Source organism: Aeromonas encheleia (genome assembly GCF_900637545.1).
Lineage (GTDB): Bacteria > Pseudomonadota > Gammaproteobacteria > Enterobacterales > Aeromonadaceae > Aeromonas > Aeromonas encheleia.
Map to the genome: position 1 here is coordinate 1,745,393 of NZ_LR134376.1, position 18,565 is coordinate 1,763,957.

The 18,565-nt window shown below is 63.1% G+C and carries 14 protein-coding genes and 3 tRNA genes; 7 read left to right on the plus strand and 10 right to left on the minus strand.

The window, feature by feature from the left end:
- Window positions 1-80: 80 nt before the first annotated feature.
- The 8 genes from EL255_RS08270 to EL255_RS08305 all read right to left on the minus strand — a co-directional run bounded on the left by EL255_RS08270 (window position 81) and on the right by EL255_RS08305 (window position 10,195).
- Window positions 81-1,727 (minus strand): 6-pyruvoyl-tetrahydropterin synthase-related protein, encoded by a 1,647-nt coding sequence (locus tag EL255_RS08270; RefSeq protein WP_042653469.1) that lies wholly within the window; start codon window positions 1,725-1,727, stop codon window positions 81-83.
- A 101-nt stretch (window positions 1,728-1,828) separates the two neighbouring features.
- Complete coding sequence (locus tag EL255_RS08275; protein WP_042653748.1) at window positions 1,829-3,106, minus strand: hypothetical protein; 1,278 nt, start codon at window positions 3,104-3,106, stop codon at window positions 1,829-1,831.
- Window positions 3,107-3,246: 140 nt separating this feature from the next.
- Complete coding sequence (locus tag EL255_RS08280; protein WP_042653470.1) at window positions 3,247-3,804, minus strand: hypothetical protein; 558 nt, start codon at window positions 3,802-3,804, stop codon at window positions 3,247-3,249.
- Window positions 3,805-3,838: 34 nt separating this feature from the next.
- The gene (locus EL255_RS08285; RefSeq protein WP_042653471.1) at window positions 3,839-5,260 is read right to left on the minus strand and encodes an FAD-dependent oxidoreductase; all 1,422 of its coding nucleotides are present in this window, start codon (window positions 5,258-5,260) and stop codon (window positions 3,839-3,841) included.
- A 60-nt stretch (window positions 5,261-5,320) separates the two neighbouring features.
- Window positions 5,321-6,154, minus strand: coding sequence for an FTR1 family iron permease (locus EL255_RS08290; protein ID WP_042653472.1), 834 nt, complete (start codon window positions 6,152-6,154; stop codon window positions 5,321-5,323).
- A complete protein-coding gene (locus tag EL255_RS08295; RefSeq protein WP_042653473.1) occupies window positions 6,154-9,135 on the minus strand; it encodes an NHL repeat-containing protein in 2,982 nt (993 codons plus the stop codon). Before EL255_RS08295 ends, EL255_RS08290 begins: the two co-directional genes overlap by 1 nt.
- A gap of 3 nt (window positions 9,136-9,138) precedes the next feature.
- Window positions 9,139-9,588 (minus strand): hypothetical protein, encoded by a 450-nt coding sequence (locus tag EL255_RS08300; protein ID WP_042653474.1) that lies wholly within the window; start codon window positions 9,586-9,588, stop codon window positions 9,139-9,141.
- 121 nt (window positions 9,589-9,709) lie between these two features.
- Complete coding sequence (locus EL255_RS08305; protein WP_042653475.1) at window positions 9,710-10,195, minus strand: YqhA family protein; 486 nt, start codon at window positions 10,193-10,195, stop codon at window positions 9,710-9,712.
- A gap of 552 nt (window positions 10,196-10,747) precedes the next feature.
- Here EL255_RS08305 and EL255_RS08310 point away from each other — a divergent pair.
- The 5 genes from EL255_RS08310 to EL255_RS08330 all read left to right on the plus strand — a co-directional run bounded on the left by EL255_RS08310 (window position 10,748) and on the right by EL255_RS08330 (window position 15,694).
- Window positions 10,748-11,785, plus strand: a complete 1,038-nt coding sequence (locus EL255_RS08310) for a branched-chain amino acid ABC transporter substrate-binding protein (RefSeq protein ID WP_232018925.1) — start codon at window positions 10,748-10,750, stop codon at window positions 11,783-11,785.
- An 84-nt stretch (window positions 11,786-11,869) separates the two neighbouring features.
- On the plus strand, window positions 11,870-12,787 hold the full coding sequence (locus tag EL255_RS08315) for an ABC transporter permease subunit (protein ID WP_218290407.1): 918 nt from the start codon (window positions 11,870-11,872) through the stop codon (window positions 12,785-12,787).
- Between the two features lie 11 nt (window positions 12,788-12,798).
- The gene (livM, locus tag EL255_RS08320) at window positions 12,799-14,091 is read left to right on the plus strand and encodes a high-affinity branched-chain amino acid ABC transporter permease LivM (RefSeq protein WP_042653477.1); all 1,293 of its coding nucleotides are present in this window, start codon (window positions 12,799-12,801) and stop codon (window positions 14,089-14,091) included.
- Entirely contained in the window at window positions 14,088-14,978 is an 891-nt protein-coding gene (locus tag EL255_RS08325; RefSeq protein ID WP_042653478.1) for an ABC transporter ATP-binding protein, read from the plus strand. The genes livM and EL255_RS08325 overlap by 4 nt, the downstream gene beginning before the upstream one ends.
- Window positions 14,975-15,694: an ABC transporter ATP-binding protein gene (locus tag EL255_RS08330; protein WP_042653479.1), complete on the plus strand. Its 720-nt coding sequence runs from the start codon at window positions 14,975-14,977 to the stop codon at window positions 15,692-15,694. Before EL255_RS08325 ends, EL255_RS08330 begins: the two co-directional genes overlap by 4 nt.
- Before the next feature lie 38 nt (window positions 15,695-15,732).
- Here EL255_RS08330 and EL255_RS08335 read toward each other — a convergent pair.
- Together EL255_RS08335 and EL255_RS08340 are read right to left on the minus strand one after the other, a co-directional pair.
- Window positions 15,733-15,808 (minus strand) — tRNA-Asn (locus tag EL255_RS08335).
- 4 nt (window positions 15,809-15,812) lie between these two features.
- Window positions 15,813-15,888: transfer RNA gene (locus tag EL255_RS08340), tRNA-Asn, on the minus strand.
- A gap of 594 nt (window positions 15,889-16,482) precedes the next feature.
- On the opposite strand from EL255_RS08340, the gene dauA reads away from it, so the two are divergent.
- Together dauA and EL255_RS08350 are read left to right on the plus strand one after the other, a co-directional pair.
- Window positions 16,483-18,219, plus strand: a complete 1,737-nt coding sequence (gene dauA, locus EL255_RS08345; RefSeq protein ID WP_042653480.1) for a C4-dicarboxylic acid transporter DauA — start codon at window positions 16,483-16,485, stop codon at window positions 18,217-18,219.
- A gap of 182 nt (window positions 18,220-18,401) precedes the next feature.
- Window positions 18,402-18,489, plus strand: a tRNA-Ser gene (locus tag EL255_RS08350).
- Window positions 18,490-18,565 lie beyond the last annotated feature (76 nt).

Here is an 18,565-nt window from a genome sequence, read left to right on the forward strand (position 1 = left end):
TAATCTTGAAGTTTATCAGCTTTGTGCCGGGCCGGCTGGACTATCACGCACCGTGCCGGGAGGTCTGATCTGCTGACAAATCAGCGTTCTAGCGGCGATCGTTGGCGACAGCATGCGAGCCCAAGCCAGAGCAGCCAGCCCAGCAGCGACAACAGGTTGCCCAGCCGCTCCGGCCAGCGCGGCATCAGCCTCAGGCTGAGGGAGTGGCTGCCGGCGGGCACCCAGAGCTGCATCAGGCCCTGGGGGTTGGCACCCACCGTCAGCATCAGGCGCTCGTCGAGCCAGGCCTGCCAGCCGGGGTAGTCATACTGGTGCAGCACCAGCTTGGTCGGCACCTTGGTCGTCACCTCCAGCGCCAGCGCGCGGGGCTGCCAGCGTTGCAACGTCCAGTGGGCGCCGGGTTGATCGGCGCTGACGGGGGGCAGGAACTCCTCCTTCCAGGCGAGCAGGGTCGGGGCGAACAGGCCGCTTGGCACCTGCTTGGGCCTATATTCGCGGGCGCTGCGCTTGCTGTCGAACTCGTCCGCGAGGGCGGCCCTGTCCGGTGCCTGGGTGAGGGGGGAGCTGTGCACATAGGCGAGGGCGGAGATCAGCGTCAGCAGCAGCAACCCCCACCAGAGCCACTGCCAGGGGCGGTGCGCGGGGGTGGCCAGCGCCACCACGGCGACCGTGGCCAGGGCGAGGATGAGGTTGAGTCGCCAGGGGAATTGCACTCGCTGCAGCGGGGGTAGCAAGGACCAGAGCGGCTGGCTGACGGGCAGCATCATCAGGAAGGCACTCACCCCCAGCGCCCCCCAGCACAGCAGCTCGGGATGGTGCGGCTCGCGGGCGGCGGCCCAGGCGGTCAGCAGCAGGGCCAGGGTCAGCAGGCTCTGCCAGGCGAGGTGGCTGCGAAAGCGCCAGTCCTCCCAACCGGACGGCAAGCGGTCGAGGAAGTTGCGCCGAAAATCGAACATGCCGCCGCGCATCAGCTCCATGGAGATGGCCCCCTGATCGGCGAGGGCAGGCAGCAGCAGGGTGGCCGCCATGCAGAGCCCGAGCCCCTGGGCCCCCAGGATGAGCCAGCAGGGGCGCAGGGTGCGGCCCTGCCAGGCCTGCAGCAGGGCACGCAGGCTGATGAGCCCCATCATCAGCAGCAGGCTGGGTAGGTGGGAGAGTGCCAGCAGCGCCAGGCTCAGGGCCAGCAACAGCAGGCCGCCCCGCTGACGCCGGGTGGCGAGATCCTGCCCCAGCAGGATCAGGGGCGCCCAGACGAAGGCCCAGAACTCGGCGAGGGCGAAGCGGGCGTAGAGATCCATGGCCAGGTGGTAGGGCAGGGCGAGGTAGAGCAGGCTGACGGCCAGGGCGCGCCCGGGGGCGGTGAAGCCGCGCAGCCAGAGGTAGGCGGCGAGGCCGGAGAGCAGCAGTGCCAGGCTGGCGCTCCACAGCAGCGGGGTGATGGCGTGCTGGGCGAGGGCGCCGGGGCCGGCAAACAGGGCGCTGACATAGTAGGGTAGCGGGGGATAGAAGAAGAAGGTGGGGCTGCCAAAGCCGCCGTTCATCGCCATCAGCCAGCGCGGATAGGGCTCCCCCTGCCACAGCTGCTGGGCGAAATAGTGGCCGGAGAGCAGATGGTGGAACAGATCATGGCCCTGGCTGCCCCCCTGCAGCCAGAACGGCAACAGCAGCAGTCCGCTGGCCAGCGCCAGGCTCGGCACGACGAGATACCACTCCCTGAGACCCTTCATCGGCAGACACTCTCTTGGCGGATGCGCAGTGAGTGTAGCCGACCCCGGCGGGGAGGGGTGAGCCATCTGGCGCCACACAGGCTGACCGGGGGATCAGTGCATCAGCGGGGTATGGCGAGCCAGAGGCCGGGCTCGGCGCGAAAGCGGGGGGCAAACCAGATAGCGCTATAGGGGCCCGGCAAATCGTGGGCCGCCAGGGGACGGCGGCTGAGGCGGCAGGCGCCTCGCCCCAGTGCCAGCGCCGCATCGCCCTTATACCAGCCATCGGTGACGGGCAGCGGGCTGGATTCGCGCAGCAGGCGCACGCCCCATTGGGTGACCAGGGCCGGACAGTGCCGTTCGGCCAGCTGGCGGGCCTGCACCATGGCGGGTAAGGCGGGGGGGCTGAGGGTGGTGCAGAGCAGCGCCAGACCGCCCAGCATGGCCGCCACCGCGACAGGCTTTGCCGCAGGCAGGCCGCCGACCAGCAGGATCAGGCCAAGATAGATGAGCGGCGCCAGGTGGCGGGGATTGTCCGGGTTCTGGCCAAACAGGGTCCAGAGCAGCAGGGCCAGCCAGCCCCAACGCCATGAGGCTCCCCAGAGCGCAGTTGGGCAGGCGGCCAGGCGTCGTCCCCCCAGCCAGAGCGGCCACAGCAGGAGTGGCCAGAGTGGACTGAGCTGGGCAGCCAGGGTCTGGCCCCAGCTCAGCAGACGGGAGCCGTGCGCCGCCGCCGTGTTGCCCCACAGGGTGAAGTGGCCATCGGTGAAGCGTCGCCCCTCGCTGAAGTAGGCCCAGCCATCGGCCTGCCAGACAAACAGCAGGCAGGCTAGCCCCACCAGCGCTATGGGGGAGAGGAAGGCGAGTCGTTGCTCCCTGGCTTGCCAGCCCTGCCGCCATCCTTGAAATACTGGCAGCAGCGCCAGCACCAGGTAGGAGGGGCGCAGGGCCAGCAGCAGTCCCACCAACAGGCCCGCCAGGGCGAGGCGGCGATGCTGCAGCGCCAGCAGGGCACCGAGCCAGGCGGCCAGCGCCGGGCCGTCGGAGAGGCCGCTGAGCGCCAGGGTCGGGGTGAGCGGCAGCGCCATAGTGACGAGCCACACCGGGGCCAGCAGCGCCGGCCGTTGCCACAGCCGCACCGCCAGCCAGGCGGCCAGGGGTGGCAGCAGGCTGCTGCCCAAGAGGCTGGCCCACTGCACCGCGCTGGCGGGATCCGGGGCCACCAGATGGATCAGGCGAGCGAGCCAGATAAAGGCGGGATAGCCGGGAAAGTGGGGGGAGAACTCCAGCACGCTGAAACGCGTCACCCCGTGGGCGAAGTTCAGCGCATCGTCGGAATCCAGCGCCACCGGGAAGGCAAAGAGCCAGCCCATCCAGGCCCCTTGCAACAGCACCAGCAGCCAAAGCTGGCGGCCGGGACCTTGTGCCTGTATCCCGGCTTTCCCCATGTCCTGCCAGCGAGGCCCATCGCCCCCTTCTCCCCTTGCGGGAGAAGGGCTGGGGATGAGGGGAGAGGTTGTCATCGGTCGGCGGGTAGCAATCAGAGCGGGGCCAGCACGGCCATCAGCGCCTTCTCGGCCTCGGCGAAGGCGGCGGCATCGGCGGGCTTGGCGCCCACACCGAACACGCCGGGGTTGCCGATGGCATCCAGCACCTGGGCCAGCGCCTGCTCGGCGGCCTTGCGATCCCCTTCACTGAGGGAGGGCAGGATCAGATCCAGGAAGCGCTTGCTCTTGACCACCAGCACCTTGGCGGTCTGATAGTCCCCCAGATTCTGGCTGGCCCCCTCGAGGCGGCGCTCGATCTCGGCCTTGTAGGCGCGATTGAGCAGAGCCGCGGTCGCTTCGACGTCCTTGCCCTTGATGGCCTCGGCCAGCGGCGCCTGGAGCTGCACCTTGTGATGCTGCTCCAGATAGTCGAGCTCCTCGGCGAGACTCGCCAGTATGGCGCTGCCATCCTGGCCCTCGCTCGCCGCCGTCAGCAACTGCTCGCGGGCATCGATCAGGGGCTCCTTGCCTGCCGCCGCATAGGAGTAGGCCTGGGCCTGCCCCACATTCGCAAGCAGCAAGAGGGCGATAAAACCGTGGCGGATGCTCATCCTTACTCTCCTTTATTGATTCATTCAGCCGGGCTCAGGCCACGCTCTGGGTTTCGATCACGGTGTTTTCGTTGCGATGATTGAAGATGGCGTGACGTCTGTCCACCCCGTCGATCACCATGTCGGCCGCCATCAGCCCCATCTCCATGGCGGTGTCGGTGAAGATGTAACGGAAGGTACCCTGGCGCCCGCTCATGATGAGGTTGGCGATGGGCATCAGGCCCTGGATGGCGGCGTCGCGCCGCTGCTGATAGCCGAGATCCATCAGCGGATAGGCATGTTCGCTGCGCGCCTCGAAGGTCTCCTCGCCGAGCTTGTCGGTGTCGACCCCGAGACTCGCCAGATCCTGGCTGATGCGGCCGCGCAGCTCCGCCAGCGGTGCCTGCCAGGTGGCGTCCCCCGGATTGCAGGGGACCTCCAGCATCACCGAGGTCTTGCCCGCCGGCGCCATGAAGGGGCTGCGCCGGCGTGGCTCCTGCAGCCGGGTGGCGAGGATCTGCGGATCGGAGAGGTACTGCCAGGTGTTGTCCGACAGGTTCTCCTGATTGAGCGGCATGTTGATAAAGCGCAGGGCGCGATAGTGCAGCTCGCAGGGCAGCCCCAGATGCTGGCAGGTGAGCGGCAGCGGCAGGGTGGAGATCACCTGATCGAATGCCTCACTCTGCGCCACGCCCTCTTGCTGCCACTCGACCCGCTCGATGCGGCCATCGGCTTGAGTCAGCCGGCTGATGCTGGCCCCTGTCCTGAGCTCGACGCCCTCCGCCACCAGCCGCTCCCCCAGGGTGGTGAAGATCTGGCCGAAACCATGTTTCGGATAGCGGTACTTGCGGGCATAGGTGCGCACCGAGTGGTTGCCCTTGCGCCTTGGCAGCAGGCGGCGCGCCACGTCCTTCAAGTCGATGAGGCTGATGCGCTGACCGGCCCAGTCGGCGGAGAGCCGATCCGGGTTGATGCCCCACAGCTTGGCGGTGTAACCCTCGAAGAACTGGCGATAGAGGGTGCGGCCGAAGTGGCTCTGGATCCAGTCGGCGAAGCTGGCCTTGGCAAAATCCGCCGGCTTCTTGGCGAAGGGCAACAGCAGCAGATCCTTGAGCGCCCCCGCCATCAGCGGCAGTGGCGCCGTCTTGAGCAGGTTGCCGAGGTTGAGCGGGTAGTCGTAGGTGCGACCATTGAAGCGGATGACGCTCTTGCGCTCGGCGTGCAGCAGATCTTCCCCCATCAGCTCGTCGATGAAGGCGAGCAGCTCGGGGTTCTTGGTGATGAAGCGGTGGCCGCCGTAGTCGAAGCGGTAGTCGCCATCCTTGCCCGTGAAGCGCTGGGTGGCGCACATGCCGCCCACCACGGGCTCCTGCTCGAACAGGGTGACCGCAAAGCCGGCCTGACGCAGGCGCCAGGCGGCCATCAGACCGGCGGGACCGGCCCCCAACACTGCAATTTTCTGGTTGTTATCCGTCATGCCACTGGTATCCGAAAGCGAGAAAAGGGGGCCAGCAGGCCCCGGTGTGAATGAGCTGGCTTATGCCTTGCCGGCGGCTGGCTTGGGCTTGTAGTTGCGATACCAGATGGTGACGAAGACCGCCAGATAAGCCAGCCAAGTCGCCAGCTGCAGGCCGGCGGGGGAGGCATTGTAACCAAACAGGGCGCGCAGGAAGGTGCCGAACACCCCTCGATCGTCGAGGATATGGCTGATGTTGAACACCGGCGTGGTCCAGAGGGTGATGACCCCGGCCGCCTGCAGCATGTTGACGGCGGACGACAACAGCCCGGCGGCGATGATGATGATCAGCAGGCCGGTCCAGCGGAAGAAGGGGGCCAGCGCCACCTTGCGGGTGGAGCGCAGCAGCGCCCACACCAGGGCTACCGAGACCAGCAACCCGGCCAGGGCCCCCATCAGCCCTTCGTGAAGATCCACCCCCTGGCCCGAATAGACCAGCGCCGAGAAGAAGAGCACCGTCTCGAAGCCTTCTCGCATCACCGCCAGGAAGGCGAGCAGCACCAGCCCGAACAGGTTGCCCGCATCGACCGCCGCATCGATGCGGGCCGTCATGGCCCCTACCTGGGATTTGGCCTGCTTCTGCATCCAGACTGCCATGTAGGTGAGCACCAGGGTGGCGAAGATCAGGATCCCCGCCATCAGCAGATGGTTGTAACGCTCGCTCTCGAACTGGCTGACCACCACCTGAAACAGGAAGGCCACCGCCAGAGAGGCGACAAGGCCCAGCACCACCCCCAGGTAGATGAACTTGTTGTAGCGACTCGCCCCCAGCTTGGCGAGGTAGGAGAGGCAGATGCCAACCAGCAGAAAGGCCTCCAGCCCCTCGCGCAGGGTAATAAGGAAACTTGCAAACATCAGCGTTCAGGCTCCATGTCGGGGGAGGATGGGGTCGGCTGCAGCTGGGTCAGCTGTAGCCGGTTGAGTAGCACTATGGGGGGCTCGGGCAGCTGCGGCTCGGTGGCGCGCACAATGTCGTTGACCCACTTGGGATAGGTACGGAAGTTGAGTCTGATGTCGGCGCTGAAGGGGCCTCTGGCATCCGCGGGCAGCGGCCAGGACTCGTCACGCCAGCCATCGGCCGGGATCCGGGTGTCTGCCAGCAGCTTGGCGTAGCGCCAGAACTTGAGCCCCACCGGCTTGCCGTCGGCATCGCCGAACACCTTCCTGAACAGCCGGGCATCCTCCGGCACGGCGCCGGCTACCGGCTGGCCGCTGCGCAGCACTATGTTGCCCTCGGCGTCGGTGAGGGTCAGCTCCAGCCAGAGCTCACGAAAATCCGCCACCCCGGTGGGCAGGGCGTGGCCGGCGCCGACGTTGGTGACGCGCACCACCAGTGCCTGCTTCTCGGCATCCTGCTCTATGCGGGCGCTGAGGGCGGCGCTGGAGCGCAGCAGCGCCAGGCTCTCCTGCTCCAGATCCGGATTGCGCAGCCCCACCAGCTGGTGCTGGGCGCCGGTGAAGTTGTGGCGATAGAGGCGGCTCTTCGTGGTGCCGTTCTCGGTGGACTGACCGACGACCGCATCGCCACCCTTACCCGGCGTCGGGTTCATATGGCAGTCGATGCAGCTGCGACGCCTGGCCGGATCCTCGGCCCTGGCGAAGCTCGAATTCTGCCACTCGTCCCAGGTGTTGACTATGTTGGCGCCTGTGCCCGGAGCAAACTCGTTGTGGCAGGACTTGCACAGCGCCGCATCCTGATAGAAATCCTTCTGATAGGAGGCCTTGTGCATCGCCGGACGGGCGTTGATCTGCCGCTCGGCCAGCCAGTGGCGGGCGCTGCCGCCGGGGGCGTCCTCGAACACATAGCTCTCCCTGTCTTTCAGGTTGACGGTGAAGGCGCTGTTGCCCCCCGCGTCTTCCAGTCGGGTGATGCGATGGCACAGCACGCAGCCGGTGCCCTCTTCCACCACGGGCTCGCCCGCCCGGTGCGCCTCGATGAGGGAGGCGCCGCCCTGCTCCAGCATGTGGGAGCCCTTGGGCAAGTCGGTCTGGCCGTTCAATACCTGTTGGGGCATGTGGCAGCCCTGGCACCACTGGCCGAAGGCCTCGCCCTCGGTCTGGCGGGCCAGGGCCTGCACCGCCTTGTAGTAGGGGTGGGAGTTGCCCATCAGGCGGTGGTTGCTGTCGCTCCAGTCCGCGAAGGCTTGGGCATGGCAGTTCTGGCAGGAGGCGGAGTTCAGCCACTCCTTGGGGTGGGTGGTGGGCACCTTGGCCGGATCCTGACGCGGGGCATCGAGGCGCAGCCAGTTCGCGAGATAGGGCAGGTTGCCATCTGCCGTCACGAAGGCGTGCAGATCCTCCATCATGGCCCGTACCTCGGGCTGAGGATGGGCGGGATCCACGGTGTCGGCGCCATCCCGGCCGTCATGCCCCATGCCGCCCTGGGTCTGCTGGACCATGCGCAGGTATTCGCCAATAAAGTCCCCCGCCACCATGTTGGTCAGGTTGGCGTGGCCGTTGATGGCGTTATCTTTGCTCGCTTGGCGGTGGGCCTGCATCAGGAAGCGGTTGGTGAAGTTGAAACCGTCAAGGTGGCAGGAGTTGCAGCTCATCCAGTTGTCCCCCGCCATGGGGAAGCGGCCATTGGCGCTGGTGTTGCCGAGATGGAACAGTCGCTCGCCGCGCACCAGGGCGGCGGGGCGGGGATCTTGTTCCACCAGCCTGGCGAAGTGGGGGACGTCGACGGTGACCCGGGCGAAGGGGCCGTTGCCGCCGCTGGCAAGGCGGGTCAGATCCTGGCCCATGACGTTGTGCACCAGGATATGGTCGCCATCGATGAGCAGATCCCGCGGGTTCTGGCCCGGCAGGTGGCGCAGCAACTGGGTCGCCTTGGCGCCGCCCTGGAACTTCTTGCGGCGGTGGCGGTTGCTGTTCTGCTTGCCGCTGCGGGACAGATCGAACACCAGCAGATCCTCCGAGCCCGCCAGGGTCAGGTAGACCCGTTTGCCGTCGGCGGCGAAGCGGGCGGCGAAGGGGTTGGAGACGATCTGGCTGCGGTTGCCGACATTGGGCAGGTTGATCTGCAAGAACAGCTGCTTTCTTTCATCCACCCGCTCTTTCTCCTCATCGAGATCGATGATGGAGACCGCAGGGAAGACGGTGCTCTGGAACTGGAAGGGATGGTCGAAGCTCCACAGCACATGGGGCAACCAGGCCTCGCTGCCGTCGGGGGAGAGGGCGATGCCATCCAGCAGGCGCGGTAGCCCCTGAGAGTCACTGGGGGTGGCGCTGTGGGTCTCGGCCAGGGTGATCAGGCGGGGCCTGGCCAGGGTCGCGGCATCGAGCGGGTCTTTGAGCTTGCCGAGATCGTAGATGGCCAGCTGGCCGGTCATGGCGTGAGTCAGCAGCAGGCGATCGTCATCGGTGAGCGCCAGCCCGCGCGGGGTTTCGGCGGTCGCCACATCCAGCCTGAGAGTGCCGTTCAGATCATAGGCTTGCAGCCGCGCGGCCTCGAACAGGCTGACCCAGAACCAGCCTCGCTTGGGGTCGAAGATGACGCCGTAGGGGCGATGGCCGGTGGGGATGGCCTTTTCAAGCTCAAGGTTGGCACCCAGCAGCAGCAGGCGGTCGCCGCTGTAGTCGGTCACCAGCAGGGTGCCGTCGGGGGCCCGCGCCAGCTGGCGCAGATCCCCCCCAAAATGCGCCTCTTCGATGCGCTCGCCGCTGTCCCGTGCCAGCAGGGTGACGGAGCCGGCGCCCTGGTTGGCGGTGAGCAGGCGAGGGGAGCTGGCATCGTCGTAGGCAATCAGGGCGCTGCCCATCTGCTGGGCGTGGGCCAGCGGCATCCCGAGCAACACAAGACCGGCGAGCAGGCAAGACAACAGCGACTTCAACATGGGTCAGGGGCGCCACTTGAGCAGGGTCCAGCGCCAGGCATGACGCAAGACCAGGGGAGTTAACAGCAAGGCGCTGAGCCAGTGGGCCCAGCTGGCCAGTGTCCCGAGTCCGTCTCCCGGCGTGCCGTGCAGGATCAGCACCAGGCCGCTGCCGAGGCACAGCAGCAGCAGGCCCTCGATGATCCGGCCCGTGGTGCGCAGGAACGGCTTGCGACTGTGGCGCAGCAGGTGGCGGTGAGAGAGCCAGAAGGCGCCAAACAGCAGGGGGAACAGGGAGAGGGAGAGCATGACGTGGAGCAACAGGTTCCAGCGCGCCAGCGACCAGACGGGGGTCAGCGGCTCCCACAACAGTAGGCCGGAGAAGAACATCAGATAGAGGGAGCCTTCGGCCGCCTGATGGTGATAGGCCAGCCACCGCCAAAAGTGTCGTGGTGAGAGAGAAAGGCTTGTCATACATGCTCCAACGCCCGGACATTCCGTCCGGGGGAGCAAGTTTACAATGGGGTAACCGCAATGAAAAGAGTTATCAATTCCGCCCCTGATGAATAAACCCTGAATGAAAACAAAGGCCGAGCTACTTGTGATCCGCCAAGCGTTCGGTGATCGCATAGATCAGCGCCGCGGTGGAGAAGGCGAGGAACACGATCACCGACCACTTCATCTCCACTTCGTTGCCCACCCCATCCTCCAGAAAGGCCTTGAGCACCTCGATCCCGGCGATGGTGACCAGGGAGTTGATGACGATGAGCTTCAGGGAGGCGAAGTTGATCTTGCTGAGCCAGTTGTTGCCGAGGGCCTCGCGCTGCTCCTGGGTCTGGATGAACTGCACATAGCCGCAGATGGCCACCAGGATCAGCATCTGGGCCACCAGTACGAAGTCCACCAGGGTCAGCACCCCGGTGATGAGATCCATGTAGTGGATCTCGATGATGTCGCGGCACAAGACATAGAGCTGCATGGCAAATTTCACCATCAGCAGGGCGACGCAGACCAGGATGCAGACATAAAAAGGGAACATCATCAGCCGGCTGCCGTTGAGCATGAAGTTGAAGCGACGCATGGAAACTCCTGAACTGGGTGAGAAGGTGCTGATGATAGGCCTGAATAGCCCGCCAAGGCAGTGTCATGGAACAAGCCTGAATTGAGAGGCGATATATTGCCGCTGTTTTCTTATCGGTGCTTTTTGGGCGCAAGGTAGCAAATATCCTGGCCATCGTAGAAATCATTTCCGTTATTTTTAAGCAGATGTGATCCCCGCCGTAATTTCACTTGGCGACACCGGGTGGCCGAAAATGACGCCCTATACTGTGGCAGGTCAAATATTTGCTGTCCGGTTTGCAACTATGGCAATCATTTGCTTAGCTTTTTTCAGCACGCAAGCCGTGCAAAAAAGCCCTATATCCACTCACAGGATGTTGTCTGGATTGAGTTCGTTTCGTGCATCGTGCTCTCGCTTTGCCGTTGGATTGGACGCGCCGTCGGGCGTTCGACCTTACCTACCCAAGCTTCTTTGATAAGGAACATCATAATGTCGCTGAAATTCATCAGAAGCCCTATTTCGCTTGTGTTGGCCGGTTGTATGGTCACGGCGTTTTCCGCCCAGGCGGATATTGTGATCGGTGTTGCAGGCCCCTTCACCGGGCCGAACGCCACCTATGGCGATCAGTATTGGCACGGCGCGACTCAGGCCGCCAATGACATCAACGCCGCCGGCGGGATCAATGGCGAAAAGATCAAGCTGGTGCAGGGGGATGACGCCTGTGAACCCAAACAGGCGGTCTCCGTGGCTAACCGCTTGGTTGATCAGGATAAAGTCAATGCGGTGGTGGGGCACTTCTGCTCATCTTCCACTATGCCAGCCTCCGAGGTGTATAACGACGCTGGGATCATCGCCATCACCCCGGGCTCGACCAACCCGCTGGTCACCGAACGTGGCATGAGCGACATGTTCCGCATGTGCGGGCGTGATGACCAGCAAGGGCAGGTGGCCAGCGACTTCATCATCGACAAGCTCAAGGCCAAGCGAGTGGTGATCATTCACGATAAAGACACCTATGGGCAGGGGCTTGCCGATGCGACCAAGGCGGCGCTGGCCAAACGTGGCGTGAAGGATGTGATGTACGAGGGCTTGTCGCGCGGCGAGAAAGACTTCAATGCGCTGGTGACCAAGATAGGTGCGCAGAAACCGGACGTAGTGTTCTTCGGCGGCTGTCACCCTGAGGGGGGCCCGCTGGTACGCCAGATGCGTGAACAGGGTGTGCAGGCCAAGTTCTTCTCGGGGGACTGCATCGTCAACGCCGAGATGGTCACGGCCGCCGGCGGCCCTCAGTACACCAATGGCATCTACATGACCTTCGGTCAGGATCCCCGTCTGATCCCGGACGGCAAGGCGGTCATCGAGCAATTCCGCGCCAACAAATTTGAGCCGGAAGGCTACACCCTCTACGCCTATGCGTCTGTGCAGACCATTGCCGCGGCATTCAAGGCGGCCGGCGGCACGGACTCCGCAAAGGCCAGCGCCTGGCTGAAAGCGAACAGCGTAGATACCGTGATGGGTAAGAAGTCCTGGGACAGCAAAGGCGATCTGAAAGTCTCCGATTACGTGGTCTACGAATGGGATGACAAGGGCACATATAAAGAAGTCAAGTAACGACATAGTGGAAAACGCTCAGCGCCGACGCGAGTCGGCGCTCTATAACCACCGGGCCTCAGTGGCCTATAACGAGAGCGTACTATGATGGATGTCTTTTTCCTGCAGCAGTTGATCAATGGATTAACGCTGGGTTCCGTCTACGGCCTGATTGCCATTGGCTACACCATGGTCTACGGCATCATCGGCATGATCAATTTCGCCCACGGCGAAGTCTATATGATATCGGCCTATCTCAGCGCCATCGGTCTGGCGCTGTTGTCATTCTTCGGGCTGCACTCTTTTCCGCTACTTATCCTCGGCACTCTGGTGTTCACCATAGTGGTGACGGGGGTATATGGCTGGACCATAGAGCGTATCGCCTATAAACCACTGCGCAACTCCACCCGTCTGGCGCCGCTTATTTCCGCCATTGGCATGTCGTTAATACTGCAAAACTACGCGCAAATCAGCCAGGGACCGCGCCAGCAAGGGGTGCCTACCTTGCTGGACGGGGTATTTCGTCTCCATCTTGGCGACGGCTTTATCCAGATAACCTACACCAAGGTGTTTATCTTGATCGCCTCCTTTGCTGGCATGTTATTGCTCACCTGGATAATCAGTAATACCAGGTTGGGACGCATGTGCCGGGCGGTGCAACAGGATCGAAAAATGGCCTCGATCATTGGCATCAATACGGATCGCATCATCTCCCTGGTGTTTGTGATTGGTGCCGCCATGGCGGGGCTTGCCGGCGTCTTGATCACCTTCAACTACGGCACCTTCGATTTCTATGTCGGCTTCATCATCGGCATCAAGGCCTTCACCGCCGCCGTGCTGGGGGGCATTGGTTCCTTGCCCGGCGCCATGCTGGGGGGCCTCATCCTCGGCATTGCCGAGGCGCAATTCTCGGGGATGGTGAATTCCGATTACAAGGATGTGTTCTCGTTCGGGCTGCTGGTGATGATCCTCATCTTTCGTCCTCAGGGGCTGCTCGGCCGCCCCATCATTGCCAAAGTGTGAGGGCGTAACAGATGACATCACAGACGAGATTGCAGGACGGTTTCTCCCTCAAGCGCTGCCTGCTGGATGCGATTTTTGCCGGGTTGGTGGCGCTGATCATCTTCGGCCCCATCGTCGGCGTGGTGCTGGATGGCTACAGCTTTAATTTCGCCGGGCAGCGACTGGCGTGGATCATCCTGGCCGTCATGGCCGGTCGTTTCCTGATGAGCGCCTTCTTGACCACGGCCGCAGGCGTTCGCCTGCTCGCCTGTTTTGAGACGGACAACTCAGGGGTCTATGTACGGGATCCGGATTACAAGAATCCCCTGCGCTGGATCATTCCGCTGGTGCTCGCGCTGGCCATCTGCTTCCCCTTCGTTGCCACCAAATATGTGCTGACCGTGGCGATCCTCGGCCTGATCTATGTGCTGCTGGGGCTGGGGTTGAATATCGTCGTTGGCCTGGCAGGCTTGCTGGATCTGGGATACGTCGCCTTCTATGCCATCGGGGCCTATGGCCTTGCGCTTGGCTATCAATATCTTGGGCTTGGGTTCTGGTCGATGTTGCCGCTGGTGGCGCTGATCTCTGCGGCGGCCGGGGCCTTGCTGGGTTTTCCGGTGTTGCGCATGCATGGGGATTACCTGGCGATTGTGACGCTCGGCTTCGGGGAGATCATTCGCCTGATCCTGAACAACTGGCTGGCGTTCACCGGTGGCCCCAACGGGATTTCTGCCCCGCCGCCAACGCTGTTTGGTCTGGAGTTCGGACGGCGGGCGAAGGAGCAGGGTGGCGTGCCCTTCCACGAGTTTTTCAACCTGAGCTACAACCCCAACCTGAAATTCATCGTTATCTACACCATTCTGGTGCTGGTGGTGGTGTGGGTGCTCTATGTCAAACATCGCCTGACTAGAATGCCGATTGGCCGCGCCTGGGAAGCACTGCGTGAGGATGAGGTCGCCTGCCGCTCCATGGGGCTGAATCATGTACTGGTCAAACTCTCCGCCTTCACGCTGGGGGCTGCGACCGCAGGGATTGCCGGGGTGTTTTTTGCCACCTATCAAGGCTTCGTCAACCCGACCTCATTCACCTTCTTCGAGTCGGCCCTGATCCTCGCCATCGTGGTGCTGGGGGGGATGGGGTCGACGATTGGCGTCGTGCTGGCGGCCTTTGTGCTGACGGTCACGCCTGAGCTGCTGCGCGGCTTCGCCGAATACCGGGTGCTGCTGTTTGGCATGTTGATGGTAGTGATGATGATCTGGCGCCCTCGCGGCCTCATTCGCATTAACCGCAGCGGCTTTGCGGTGCGAAAAGGAGTGGCGCTATGACAGACAGAACCCTTGACGACATGATCCTGAGCGTTGAGCACCTGATGATCTCCTTCGGTGGCATCAAGGCGCTCAACGACGTGAGCCTCGAGGTGCGACGGGGCTCCATCACCGCACTCATAGGCCCTAACGGCGCAGGGAAGACCACGGTGTTCAACTGCCTGACCGGCTTCTATCGGGCGTCCGGCGGCCATATTTTCTTCAACGCACGCGACAAGACGACCAATGTGATCCAGATCCTCGGCCAGAAACTCCAGCCCGGTGACTGGATCAACCCGGCCCAACTCGGCCAGCGCCTCTTCTACAAGATGTTTGGCGGTACCCATCTGGTGAACCGGGCGGGGTTGGCGCGCACCTTCCAGAATATCCGTCTGTTCCGGGAGATGTCGGTGGTGGAGAACCTGCTGGTCGCCCAGCACATGCAGGTCAACCGCAACTTGCTGGCCGGTGTACTCAACACCCCGGCATACCGGCGTGCAGAGAGTCGCGCCCTGGATCGCGCGTTTTACTGGCTCGAGGTGGTGGATCTGGTGGATTGCGCCAACCGGCTGGCGGGGGAGATGTCTTATGGGCAGCAACGCCGGCTGGAAATCGCCCGCGCCATGTGCACGGCCCCGGAAATGCTCTGCCTCGATGAACCCGCCGCCGGGCTCAACCCGGTGGAGACGCGCACCCTCAGCAAGATCATAAGGTTTCTGCGCGACCGGCACGGCATCACGGTGCTGCTGATCGAGCATGACATGGGCATGGTGATGGAGATTTCTGACCACATCATAGTGCTGGATCACGGCGACGTGATCGCAGAGGGCAAGCCTGAGCACATTCAGCATGATGACAAGGTGATTGCCGCCTATCTGGGCACCGACGAAGACGAGGCCTGCGCATGAGTGAGGCGATGCTGGAGTTTCGTAACGTCGACGTTTTTTATGGTGCCATTCAGGCGCTGAAACAGGTCAACCTGCAGGTGCATCAGGGGGAAACCGTGGCGCTGATCGGTGCCAATGGCGCCGGCAAGTCCACGCTGTTGATGTCGATTTTCGGTCAGCCGCGCATTCGCAGCGGGCAGATCCTGTTTCGCGGCGAAGATATCAGCCATCAATCGACGCACTTCGTTGCCTCGGCGGGCATAGCGCAAGCGCCAGAAGGACGGCGGATCTTCCCCGACATGACGGTCGAAGAGAACCTGCTGATGGGCACCATACCGATAGGCGATCGCTATGCGGCTCAGGATCTGCAAACCATGTTCGAGCTGTTCCCGCGGTTGAAAGAGCGTCGTAAACAGCGGGCGATGACGATGTCCGGTGGGGAGCAGCAGATGCTGGCCATCGCCAGGGCGCTGATGAGCCGCCCCAAGCTGCTGTTGCTGGATGAGCCGAGTCTGGGGCTGGCCCCCATAGTGGTGAAGCAGATCCTCCAGACGCTGCGCGAGCTGGCGCAAAGCGGCATGACGATCTTTCTGGTCGAGCAGAACGCCTATCATGCGCTGAAACTGTCCGATCGTGGCTACGTGATGGTGAACGGGCAGATCCGGTTAAGCGGCAGTGGTGAGGAGTTGCTGGGCAATCAGGATGTGCGCAGAGCCTATCTGGGCGGTGCAGAATAGCGAGAGCCCGCTTGGTTTCCTAAGCGGGCTCTCGAAGTTGGCTCCCTCGACAGGACTTGAACCTGTGACATACGGATTAACAGTCCGCCGTTCTACCGACTGAACTACGAGGGAAAAGTGGCTCCTCCTACTGGACTTGAACCAGTGACATACGGATTAACAGTCCGCCGTTCTACCGACTGAACTAAGGAGGAATTGCCTGTCTCGTCGAGACGGTGCGGATATTAATAGCCTGTCGGCCGGGTGTCAACCCGTTAACCCGTGCAAAAAATGGGTTTTCGCCCCGTTTGCCCAAAACTTGGACGTTGTGGACTATTTTCAGCACAATCAGCAGCTTGAGATGGACCAGTCCGACGTTTTTGGATCCGTTGCTTATGGCCTGTCTGCTCCGTCCTGGCCGGCGACGCTGGGGATATGGCGAAGGGCAACAGCGGTTGGTCGGCAGCTGCCCATGGGGTGTGCCGAACGGGCAAACAAGCAGTCCCGGCGCTGACTGTTCAGGGGGAGGGCTGATGTTCACGGGATCGGTGCCGAGCCGTCGCCAAGGCTCAGGCTAAGTAGGGGAAAAGGGTGGCTAATGGCGGGAAAAGTAGGCGATATGAGGCCAATCAAGGGTCATCTCGCCTGGTAATGCCCATTTATTGATCCCGGCCATCGAAATATCTCGCCGGCTCGGGTAAGGTTGCTCTCGATACCATCGCCGTGTCGACAGCTCTGCCGGCCCTTGATGATGATCGGGTGCCGGTTCACTCCGGCCTTTGTCTCCTCCTTCTGGTATTACCCTATACATGCACAATCAAGCTTCCTTACAAGGCGTGAAGCTGGCTATCGCATTGCGCCAATCCTGTCTCGACGAACCCTATAGCGTGGCGCGTTTCGGCCGCGACCTCATCGCTGGCATCACGGTCGGCATCATCGCCATTCCGCTGGCCATGGCGCTGGCCATCGCCAGCGGCGTCCCGCCCCAGCATGGCCTCTACACCGCCATCGTCGCCGGCATAGTGATTGCCGTGACGGGGGGCTCGCGCTTCTCCATCTCGGGGCCGACCGCCGCTTTCGTGGTGATCCTCTATCCGGTGGCCCAGCAATTCGGGGTGAGCGGCCTACTGATGGCGACCCTCATCTCGGGCTTCTTCCTGGTGGCCATGGGGATGGCGCGGCTCGGCCGCCTGATCGAGTACATCCCGCCCTCGGTCACCCTGGGCTTCACCGGCGGCATCGCCATCGTGATCGCCACCTTGCAGATCAAGGACTTCTTCGGCCTCACCGTGGCCGAGATGCCGGAAACCTACGTTGGCAAGGTCGAGGCGCTGGCGCTGGCCCTGCCAAGCTGGCAGTGGGGGGATACCCTGGTGGGGGTGGCAACCCTGGCCGTGTTGCTGCTCTGGCCCAGACTGCGGCTGCCGGTGCCGGGCCATCTGCCGGCCGTGTTGGTAGGGGTCGGGCTCGGGGTAGGCCTGCACAGTGTGGGTGTGGACGTGGCCACCATCGGCAGCAAGTTCAGCTACACCCTGGCCGATGGCACCCAGGGCATGGGGATCCCGCCCATAGCGCCGACCCTGATGATGCCCTGGTCCCTGCCCGGGCCGGACGGTGCACCCGTGGTCTGGGATCTGGCAGCCATTCAGCGGCTGCTGCCTGCCGCCTTCTCCATGGCCATGCTGGGTGCCATCGAATCACTGCTCTGCGCCGTGGTGCTGGATGGCATGACGGGGCGCAAGCACAGCTCCAACGGTGAGCTGGTGGGGCAGGGGTTGGGCAACATCCTGGCGCCCTTCTTCGGTGGCATCACGGCGACGGCCGCCATTGCGCGCTCCGCCGCCAACGTGCGGGCCGGGGCTACCTCGCCCATCTCCGGCATAGTGCATGCGCTGGTGGTGCTGGCCGCCATCCTGGTGCTGGCCCCCTGGCTCTCCTGGTTGCCGCTCTCCGCCATGGCGGCGCTGCTGCTGCTGGTAGCCTGGAACATGAGCGAGGCACACAAGGTGGTGGATCTGATCCGCCGGGCGCCGCGCTCGGACGTGCTGGTGCTGCTGGTCTGCCTCTCCCTGACCGTCATCTTCGACATGGTCATCGCCATCACCTTCGGGGTGATCCTGGCGTCTCTGCTGTTTATGCGCGAGATCGCCAAGATGACCCGACTGCACAACCTGGCCGAGCACAAGCGTTACGCCAGCGAGGTGCCGGCGCAGACGCTGATCTACAAGATCAACGGCCCCCTGTTCTTTGCGGCAGCGGAGCGGGTCTTTGACGAGTTGCTGGCCCAGGTCAAGGATCACAAGGCGCTGATCCTGCAGATGGAGGCCGTCTCCATTCTCGACGCGGGGGGCTTGTCGGCCTTCCAGCAGTTCGCGAGGCGGATGGCCAAGGCAGGCGTGCCGCTGAAGGTGGCCGAGTTGCAGTTCCAGCCCCTCAAGACCCTGGCCCGGGCCAAGGTGCGTCCCGTCCCGGGTGAGCTGGAGTTCTACGGCTCGCTGGAGGAGGCCATCAGAGGAGAACACTTGCACGAAGTGTCTAAAAATTGACTGAAAGGGATAGGGAATGGCATCTTTTTGGTCAGTTGGTTCGGTAATTGAGCAATTGATTGCAAAAAGTAAAAAATGAGATTGACCGGTCTGCACCTATCCCTTATCTTACGCCCCGTTCCAGCGCAATAGCGACGAGAACGGCGTGGTGATTGGACACGTTAAAGCGCAGTCGAAAATTTGGTGAGGTGTCCGAGTGGCTGAAGGAGCACGCCTGGAAAGTGTGTATACGGCAACGTATCGAGGGTTCGAATCCCTCCCTCACCGCCAAATTAAGTAAAAGGGCCTGTCGAAAGACAGGCCCTTTTACTTTATCCGGTGACAGGCGCTTCGGCTCGGCCCCTGG

Coding starts and splice junctions, on each gene's coding strand:
- EL255_RS08330 (WP_042653479.1), top strand. CDS start 14,975: ATGAGTGAGGCGATGCTGGAGTTTCGTAACGTCGACGTTTTTTATGGT.
- EL255_RS08305 (WP_042653475.1), bottom strand. CDS start 10,195: ATGCGTCGCTTCAACTTCATGCTCAACGGCAGCCGGCTGATGATGTTC.
- EL255_RS08300 (WP_042653474.1), bottom strand. CDS start 9,588: ATGACAAGCCTTTCTCTCTCACCACGACACTTTTGGCGGTGGCTGGCC.
- livM (WP_042653477.1), top strand. CDS start 12,799: ATGACATCACAGACGAGATTGCAGGACGGTTTCTCCCTCAAGCGCTGC.
- EL255_RS08270 (WP_042653469.1), bottom strand. CDS start 1,727: ATGAAGGGTCTCAGGGAGTGGTATCTCGTCGTGCCGAGCCTGGCGCTG.
- EL255_RS08315 (WP_218290407.1), top strand. CDS start 11,870: ATGATGGATGTCTTTTTCCTGCAGCAGTTGATCAATGGATTAACGCTG.
- EL255_RS08285 (WP_042653471.1), bottom strand. CDS start 5,260: ATGACGGATAACAACCAGAAAATTGCAGTGTTGGGGGCCGGTCCCGCC.
- EL255_RS08280 (WP_042653470.1), bottom strand. CDS start 3,804: ATGAGCATCCGCCACGGTTTTATCGCCCTCTTGCTGCTTGCGAATGTG.
- dauA (WP_042653480.1), top strand. CDS start 16,483: ATGCACAATCAAGCTTCCTTACAAGGCGTGAAGCTGGCTATCGCATTG.
- EL255_RS08325 (WP_042653478.1), top strand. CDS start 14,088: ATGACAGACAGAACCCTTGACGACATGATCCTGAGCGTTGAGCACCTG.
- EL255_RS08290 (WP_042653472.1), bottom strand. CDS start 6,154: ATGTTTGCAAGTTTCCTTATTACCCTGCGCGAGGGGCTGGAGGCCTTT.
- EL255_RS08295 (WP_042653473.1), bottom strand. CDS start 9,135: ATGTTGAAGTCGCTGTTGTCTTGCCTGCTCGCCGGTCTTGTGTTGCTC.